This is a genomic window from Kitasatospora sp. MY 5-36, from assembly GCF_001182915.1.
Taxonomy (GTDB): Bacteria; Actinomycetota; Actinomycetes; order Streptomycetales; family Streptomycetaceae; genus Kitasatospora.
This window is the reverse complement of the sequence record NZ_LFVW01000613.1, coordinates 1-6,869: the sequence shown is the minus strand read 5'-3', so window position 1 is coordinate 6,869 and position 6,869 is coordinate 1. Positions and strand designations below refer to the sequence as shown.

Annotated in this window: 5 protein-coding genes; all 5 read right to left on the bottom strand. The window is 73.5% G+C overall.

Annotated elements, in window-relative coordinates; genetic code table 11:
* Positions 1 to 210: 210 nt before the first annotated feature.
* The 5 genes from AE652_RS31650 to allB all read right to left on the bottom strand — a co-directional run bounded on the left by AE652_RS31650 (position 211) and on the right by allB (position 6,594).
* Positions 211 to 1,128 (bottom strand): metal-dependent hydrolase, encoded by a 918-nt coding sequence (locus tag AE652_RS31650; RefSeq protein ID WP_049657802.1) that lies wholly within the window; start codon positions 1,126 to 1,128, stop codon positions 211 to 213.
* Between the two features lie 244 nt (positions 1,129 to 1,372).
* On the bottom strand, positions 1,373 to 2,152 hold the full coding sequence (locus AE652_RS31645) for an IclR family transcriptional regulator (protein ID WP_049657800.1): 780 nt from the start codon (positions 2,150 to 2,152) through the stop codon (positions 1,373 to 1,375).
* A gap of 251 nt (positions 2,153 to 2,403) precedes the next feature.
* Complete coding sequence (locus tag AE652_RS31640; RefSeq protein WP_049657798.1) at positions 2,404 to 3,864, bottom strand: catalase; 1,461 nt, start codon at positions 3,862 to 3,864, stop codon at positions 2,404 to 2,406.
* A gap of 116 nt (positions 3,865 to 3,980) precedes the next feature.
* Positions 3,981 to 5,177, bottom strand: a complete 1,197-nt coding sequence (gene alc / locus AE652_RS31635; RefSeq protein WP_049657796.1) for an allantoicase — start codon at positions 5,175 to 5,177, stop codon at positions 3,981 to 3,983.
* A gap of 10 nt (positions 5,178 to 5,187) precedes the next feature.
* Positions 5,188 to 6,594 (bottom strand): allantoinase AllB, encoded by a 1,407-nt coding sequence (allB, locus tag AE652_RS31630; protein WP_049657794.1) that lies wholly within the window; start codon positions 6,592 to 6,594, stop codon positions 5,188 to 5,190.
* Positions 6,595 to 6,869 lie beyond the last annotated feature (275 nt).

Sequence of the window (6,869 nt, the reverse complement as noted above, 5' to 3'; positions counted from 1 at the left end):
GGAGCGGCGGGGTGGGGCGGCTGAGCGGGCGCCGGGGGTTGCGGCGCAGCAGGGGGCTGCCGAGGGCCGGGGAGTAGCGGTCGCCGAAGGCGGTGAGCCGGCGCATGAAGCCGTCGGCGCGGGGGCGGCCGTAGAGGTCGGGGGGCGGGGCGAGCGGGTCCATCCGGCGGGGTCCTTGGGGTGAGGGGGGAGAGGGGGCTGTCGCCCGCGTCAGCCGCGCCCGGCGGCCGCGCGGGCGGCCGGGGAGGCGGCGAGGTAGCCCAGCGCCTGGCTGGACGAGCCCTCCTGGGTCGGGTGGTAGCCCGGCCGCAGGTAGCGCAGCCCGGAGCGGACCGACTTGACCGGGTCCGGCAGCAGTCCGCGCTTGGCGATCCGGCCGGCCTCCCGCCAGGTGGGCTTGAGCCGCCCCGCCAGGGTGGGGTCGGCGGCGAGCAGGAACCGGGCGCCGCGCACCCAGAGGTGGACCAGCAGCGGCCCGGAGACGGCCATTCCGCGCACCCGGCGGAGGTAGCCCGGGTCCAGGTGGACCATCAGGTCGTAGGCGACGCTGCGGTGCTCGACCTCCTCCGCGCCGTGCCAGCGCAGCAGGTCCAGCATCGTCGGGTCCGCCTTGGCGCGGTCCAGGCCCGGGGAGTTGAGCGCCCAGTTGCCGAGGAAGGCGGTGAAGTGCTCGATCGCCGCGATGAAGGCGACCCGCTCGATGACGTTCTCGCGCTGCCGGGCCGGCGACAGCCCCGGCTTGTCGCCGAGGACGCGCTGGAATAGCCAGGAGATCTGCCGGACGTACGGCCGCGGGTCGAGCCCCTGGCCGAGCAGGTGGTCCAGGACCTCCTGGTGCGCCTCGGCGTGGATGGCCTCCTGGCCGATGAACCCGAGGACCTCCTCGCGCAGTTGCTCGTCCCGGATGAGCGGCAGCGCCTCCTTGAACACCTTGACGAACCACCGCTCGCCCTCGGGCAGCAGCAGGTGCAGCACGTTGATGACGTGGGTGGCCATCGGCTCGTCCGGGATCCAGTGCAGCGGCAGCCGGGACCAGTCGAAGCGGACGTCCCGGGGCTCCAGCACGAGGCTCTCGTGCACGCGTGCGGCGGGCGCGGCGAGGGCGGGGACGGGGGTGGAACGGGGCATGGCAGGCCCTCCTGACCTGGGGGCGGCGGCTCGGCTCCAGGGAAACGTACTCGCGGGTAGCCATCGGGACAAGGGGTTCGGCACCCCTTATCGACATCGAGTCTAATAAGTGACTCGCACCGTCGGGCGACGCGCGCGGCCGGACGCCATCGGACACCGTGGGGAAACGCGGGAAACGCGGGAGGCCCCACCGGTCTCCCGGCGGGGCCTCCCCGACGTCACGCGCGCGACGGCCACCCCGCCGTCAGACCGCCATCGCCAGCATCAGCGGCGCCGCCCGGGCCGCCAGCAGCTCGGCGGCGGCCTTCAGCTTGTGGATGTTGTCCGCCGGCATCGAGGTGGCCAGGCAGCCGACCGTGCTGCCCGCCGTGATCGGCACGGCCGCGCACACCGTGCCCAGCGCGTACTCCTGGATGTCCAGCACCGGCACCGTGGCCGGCTGCCGCTCCAGCCGGTGCATCAGCTGGTCGGCGTCGACGACGGTGCGGGAGGTGAGGCGGGCGACCGGGTGCCGGGAGAGGGGGTCACGCCGGGCGTCCGCGTCCAGCTGGCCGAGCAGGCACTTGCCGATCGCACTGGCGTGCGCGGTGGCCCGGAAGTCCACCCACTCCTGCACGGCCGGGGCGTAGTCGGCGGCCGAGACCGCCTCCACCGACAACTCCCCGTCGTGGTACCGGGTGAAGTACACGGCGGCGCCCAACTCGTCCCGGAGTTCGGCGAGCTTGCGGTTGAGCCGGGCCTTCACCAGCTGCTCCCGGTTGTGCTGGCCGAGCAGGGCGAAGGTGCCGCCCAGCAGCCAACCGCCGTCCTGGCACTGGAGGTAGCCCTCGACCTCCAGGATCTCGGCGAGCCGGCGCACGGTCGGCAGCCCGAGCGAGGTCTCCCGGGCGAGGGCCACCAGGGTGGCTCCGTCGGAGTGGCGGTCGACCGCCTCCAGCAGTCTGAGGGCGTGCTGCAGGGAGGTGAACGGGCCCGTCGGACCCTGGTCAAGCGCGGCGTGACGACCCGGGGCTGGTGTCGACATGTCGTCCCCTTCCGATGTCCCCCCACGGAGCGACCGCGGGCGCACACCAGCCTATCGACCCGGCGGCTCCGACGACTGCCGTCCGTACATATCCGTGGACAATCCGTGCAGGCCCACCGGCCGACCTGGGCGGACGCGACGGGCCCCTCCCCCACTGCCCGGGAGGAGGGGCCCGTTCCGCGGCCGCCGGGTACGGGCCCGGCGGCCACGAGGGTGGTGGTGCGGAGGGTGGTGCGGGCGGTGCGGGCGGGTCAGCCCTCGTCGCCCGCGCGCAACTTGGCGACGGCGGCGGCCAGTCGGGCGCCGTACTCCTCGTCGGCGGCGTGGAAGTGGGCGAGGTTCCGCTCCACCACGTCGTCGCGCGAGACCTGCGCCAGGAAGCCCGCGATGTTGCCGACCAGGCGGGTCTTCTCGCCGTCCGACATCAGCCGGTACAGCTCGCCGGCCTGGAAGAAGTCGTCGTCCTTGGTGTGCGCCGGGGTGGTGTAGGTGCCGGTGTGGCCGCTCACCTTGACCGGCGCGGCCGTCGCGTCGCCGGTCTGGACCGGACCGTCGTACGAGTTGGGCTCGTAGTTCCTGCCGCGGCCGGCGCTGTTGGCGGCCATCTGGCCGTCCCGGCCGTAGTTGGCGGCCTCGGTGGCGCGCGGGGCGTTCACCGGCAGCTGGGTGTGGTTGACGCCGAGGCGGTAGCGCTGGGCGTCCGCGTAGGCGAACAGGCGGCCCTGGAGCATCTTGTCCGGGGACGGGCCGATGCCGGGCACGAAGTTGTTCGGCGAGAACGCGGCCTGCTCGACCTCGGCGAAGACGTTCTCCGGGTTCCGGTTGAGCACCAGGCGGCCGACCTTGACCAGCGGGTAGTCCGCGTGCGGCCACACCTTGGTGAGGTCGAAGGGGTTGAAGCGGTAGTCCGCGGCCTCGGCGACCGGCATCAGCTGGACGTAGAGGGTCCAGGACGGGAACACCCCGCGCTCGATGGCCTGGTGGAGGTCGCGCTGGTGCGAGTCGGCGTCGCCGCCGACCACCTCGGCGGCCTGGTCGCCGTCCAGGCAGCGGATGCCCTGGTTGGTCTTGAAGTGGTACTTCACCCAGTAGGCGTCGCCGTCGGCGTTGACCCACTGGTAGGTGTGCGAGCCGTAGCCGTTCATGTGACGGTAGGAGGCCGGGATGCCCCGGTCGCCGAACAGCCAGGTGATCTGGTGGGTCGAGGCCGGCGAGTGGGCCCAGAAGTCCCAGACGTTGTCCGCCTCCTGCACGCCGGTGTACGGGTCGCGCTTCTGCGAGTGGATGAAGTCGGGGAACTTGATCGGGTCCTTGATGAAGAACACCGGGGTGTTGTTGCCGACGAGGTCGTAATTTCCCTCCTCGGTATAGAACTTGAGCGCGAAGCCGCGCGGGTCGCGCACCGCATCGCTGGCGCCCAGGTTGCCGGCCACGGTGGAGAAGCGCAGGAAGACCTCGGTGCGCTTGCCGACCTCGGAGAGGAAGCCCGCCCGGGTGTACCGCGCGACCTCGTCGGTGACCTCGAAGTAGCCGTACGCGCCGGAGCCTCGGGCGTGCACCACGCGCTCCGGGATGCGCTCGCGGTTGAACCGGGCCAGCTTCTCCAGCAGGTGCTGGTCCTGGATCAGCAGCGGACCGTACTCGCCGGCCGAGGCCGAGTTCTGGTTGTCGGCGACCGGGGCGCCGGACTCCGTGGTCAGGATCTTGGGCATGGAGGGTCCTTCAGGTGTCGATAAGCGCGGTGCGAGGAGAGTGAAGTGACGGGTCGTCAGATCCGTTCGCCGGAAAAGGTTCCCTGGGGTTCCCGACGAGCGGATCCGACGGGTCGTCAGTTTCCGAGCAGGCTCCGGACGACGGTCGCGGCCGCGGCCGGGTCGGCCGCCGGGCGGGCGGCGGTCAGCGCGGCGGCCTCGTCGGCGGTGAGACCGGCCCCGGTGAGGGCCGCGACGGCCTCGGCGGCCGGGAGGGCGTTGAACCAGCGCAGCGCGAGGGCCGCGCGGCCGGCCCCGGTGAGGCGGCCGGTGAGCCGGAGACGGGCGAGGCCGCCGTCCGGGTGGACGTTGATGCGCACGTGGGTCACCGGGCGGCCGGCGTCGAGCCGGAAGCGGTGCCGGGTGTCGGGCTGGAGCCGCGTGCGGGGCAGGAGTTCGAACCACTCGCCGTCGGCCGGGTCGACCCCGGTCGAGGTGTCGAAGCCGATCAGGTCGGCCCAGCCGGGGGCATTGGCGACGAAGTAGGAGGTGTCCACTTCGGCGGCCAGGACCTCACCGCCCCCGGCCAGGGCGATCTGCACCCAGTCGTTGGCCTTGTCGCGCCGACGCCGGGTCTCCCAACCGTCGCCCATGACGGAGGCGCGGCCGGGAGCGTTCAGGTTGTGCGGGGAGGAGAAGTAGCGGTCGGAGGCCGCCTCGGCCACGCCGCCGTACTCCTGGGCGGCCAGGTCGAAGGTGAGGCCGTCCAGTTCGCGCGGATCGGGCAGCACCTCGCCGTGCACCCGCAGCCGGGCGACCCCGCCGTCCGGGAAGATGTTCAGCCGTACGTGGGTGTAGCGGGTGCCGTCCGTGACGGCGAACTCGTGGGCGGTGTCGCCGTCGAGCGCGGTGCGCGGCACGATCGTGGCCCACTCGGCGTCCTGGAGCTCCTCGGGCGAGGGGTGGCCGGGGACGGACGCGGCCTCGACCGAGGCGGTCTCCGGGTAGTTGCCCGTGAAGTGGGCGGTGTCCACGATCACGCCGCGGACCACCCCGGCGGCGCCGAGCCGGACGATCGCCCAGTCGTGGTCCTCGTCGGTGGGGTGCGGCTGGTCGGCGGAGACGCCGCGGCGGCGCTTGGACTCCCAGCCGTCCATGATCTGGCCCTTGTGGCCGAAGGTGTGCGGGCGGAACTCGGCCGGCTTGGCGACCAGCAGGTTCTCGGCGTCCGCGAAGGTGTCCTCGTTGGTGGCGACGACGCCCGCCCCGAGCAGTCGGGAGGCCAGGTCGACCAGCTCGGTGAAGGGAGCACTCGGGGTGTCGGCAGTGGTCACTGACTCTCCTTTAGGCGCGTTCGGACGGGATGGGGGTGGCGGTGGTGAAGCGGGTGGGGTCGGCCTGCGGCCGGGCGAGCTGCCGGCCGAAGGGGCGGGCCGCCGGGTCCACCTCGCGGCCGCGCAGCCAGGTGGCGCGCACCGCGCCGGTGAGGGTCCGGCCCGCGTACGGGGTCACCGGGTTGCGGTGGTGCAGCCCGCTCGCGCGGACGGCGAACCCGCCGTCCGGGTCGAAGGCGACCAGGTCCGCGTCGTGGCCGGCGGCGATGGCGCCCTTGGTGCCGCTCAGGCCGACCAGTTCGGCCGGTCCGGCGGACATCCAGCGCACCACGTCGGCCAGGGTGTGGCCGCGGCGGCGGGCCTCGGTCCAGACGGCCGGCAGGCCCAGCTGGAGCGAGGCGATCCCGCCCCAGGCGGCCGCGAAGTCGCCGCTGCCGCCGTACTCGGGCAACAGCTTGAGGTCGGGGGTGGACGGCGAGTGGTCGGAGACGACGGCGATGAACTCGCCGCGCCCCAGGGCCTCCCAGAGCGCGTCCCGGTTGGACTCGTCGCGGATCGGCGGACAGCACTTGAAGGCGGTGTCGCCGTCCGGCACCTGCTCGGCCGCGAGGGTCAGGTAGTGCGGACAGGTCTCGGCGGTCACCCGTACGCCGTCCTCGCGGGCCTGCCGCAGCAGCGGCAGCACGGCGGCCGAGGAGACGTGCAGGACGTGCACCCGGGCTCCGGTGCGCCGGGCCGTGTCGAGCAGCCGGGCGACGGCCGCGGTCTCCGCGTCGGCGGGCCGGGAGGCCAGGAAGTCCCGGTAGTGGACGCCGGGTTGCTGCGGGGCGGCGGCGAGCACGGCCGGGTCCTCGGCGTGGATGATCGCCAGCGCCCCGATCCTGGCCTGCTCGGCCAGCGCCGCCTCCAGGTCGGCGGCCTCGACGTGCGGGAACTCGTCCACCCCGGAGGGGGCGAGGAAGCTCTTGAAGCCGAACACCCCTGCCTGGTGCAGCGGTTCGAGGTCGGCCAGGTTGCCGGGGACGGCTCCGCCCCAGAAGCCGAGGTCAACCCAGGCCTGGCCGTCGGCGGCCTTCCGCTTGAGCGCCAGCCCCGCCACCGTGGTGGTGGGCGGGATCGAGTTGAGCGGCATGTCGACGATGGTGGTGACGCCGCCGGCCGCGGCGGCCCGGGTGGCGGTGGCGAAGCCCTCCCACTCGGTGCGGCCGGGCTCGTTGACGTGCACGTGGGTGTCGACCAGGCCCGGCAGCAGGGCGGTGTCGCCGAGGTCGACGAGCTCGCCCTCGCGGGCCGCGAGCGAGCCGTGCGGGGCCGTCCGGGCGATCCTCCCGTCCTGGATCAGCACGTCCGCGGGGCGCTCGCCGTCGGGCAGGACCGCCCGCCGGGAGCGGATCACCGTCGGCTGGCTGAAAGGCATGGGGGACCTCCGGAACCTGGGAGTCGAGGGTGTCGGAACACGGGGGAGGCGAGGGATTGCCGGGAGCCTAGGCCCGCCTTCAACAAAACGTCAATGGAGGAACGTCCGAGGGATCACCGCGCGGGAAGGTCGCGCACGCACCGGGGTTCAGTGCGACAGGAGCTCCTCGGCCAGCCGCTCCCCCGCGAGTTCGGCCAGCTCGGCGGCCCTGGTCATGCTCTCCCCCGGCCGCTCGGCCAGGTCGGTCAGGGCGATCGCGGCGGTGAAGCCGGCGG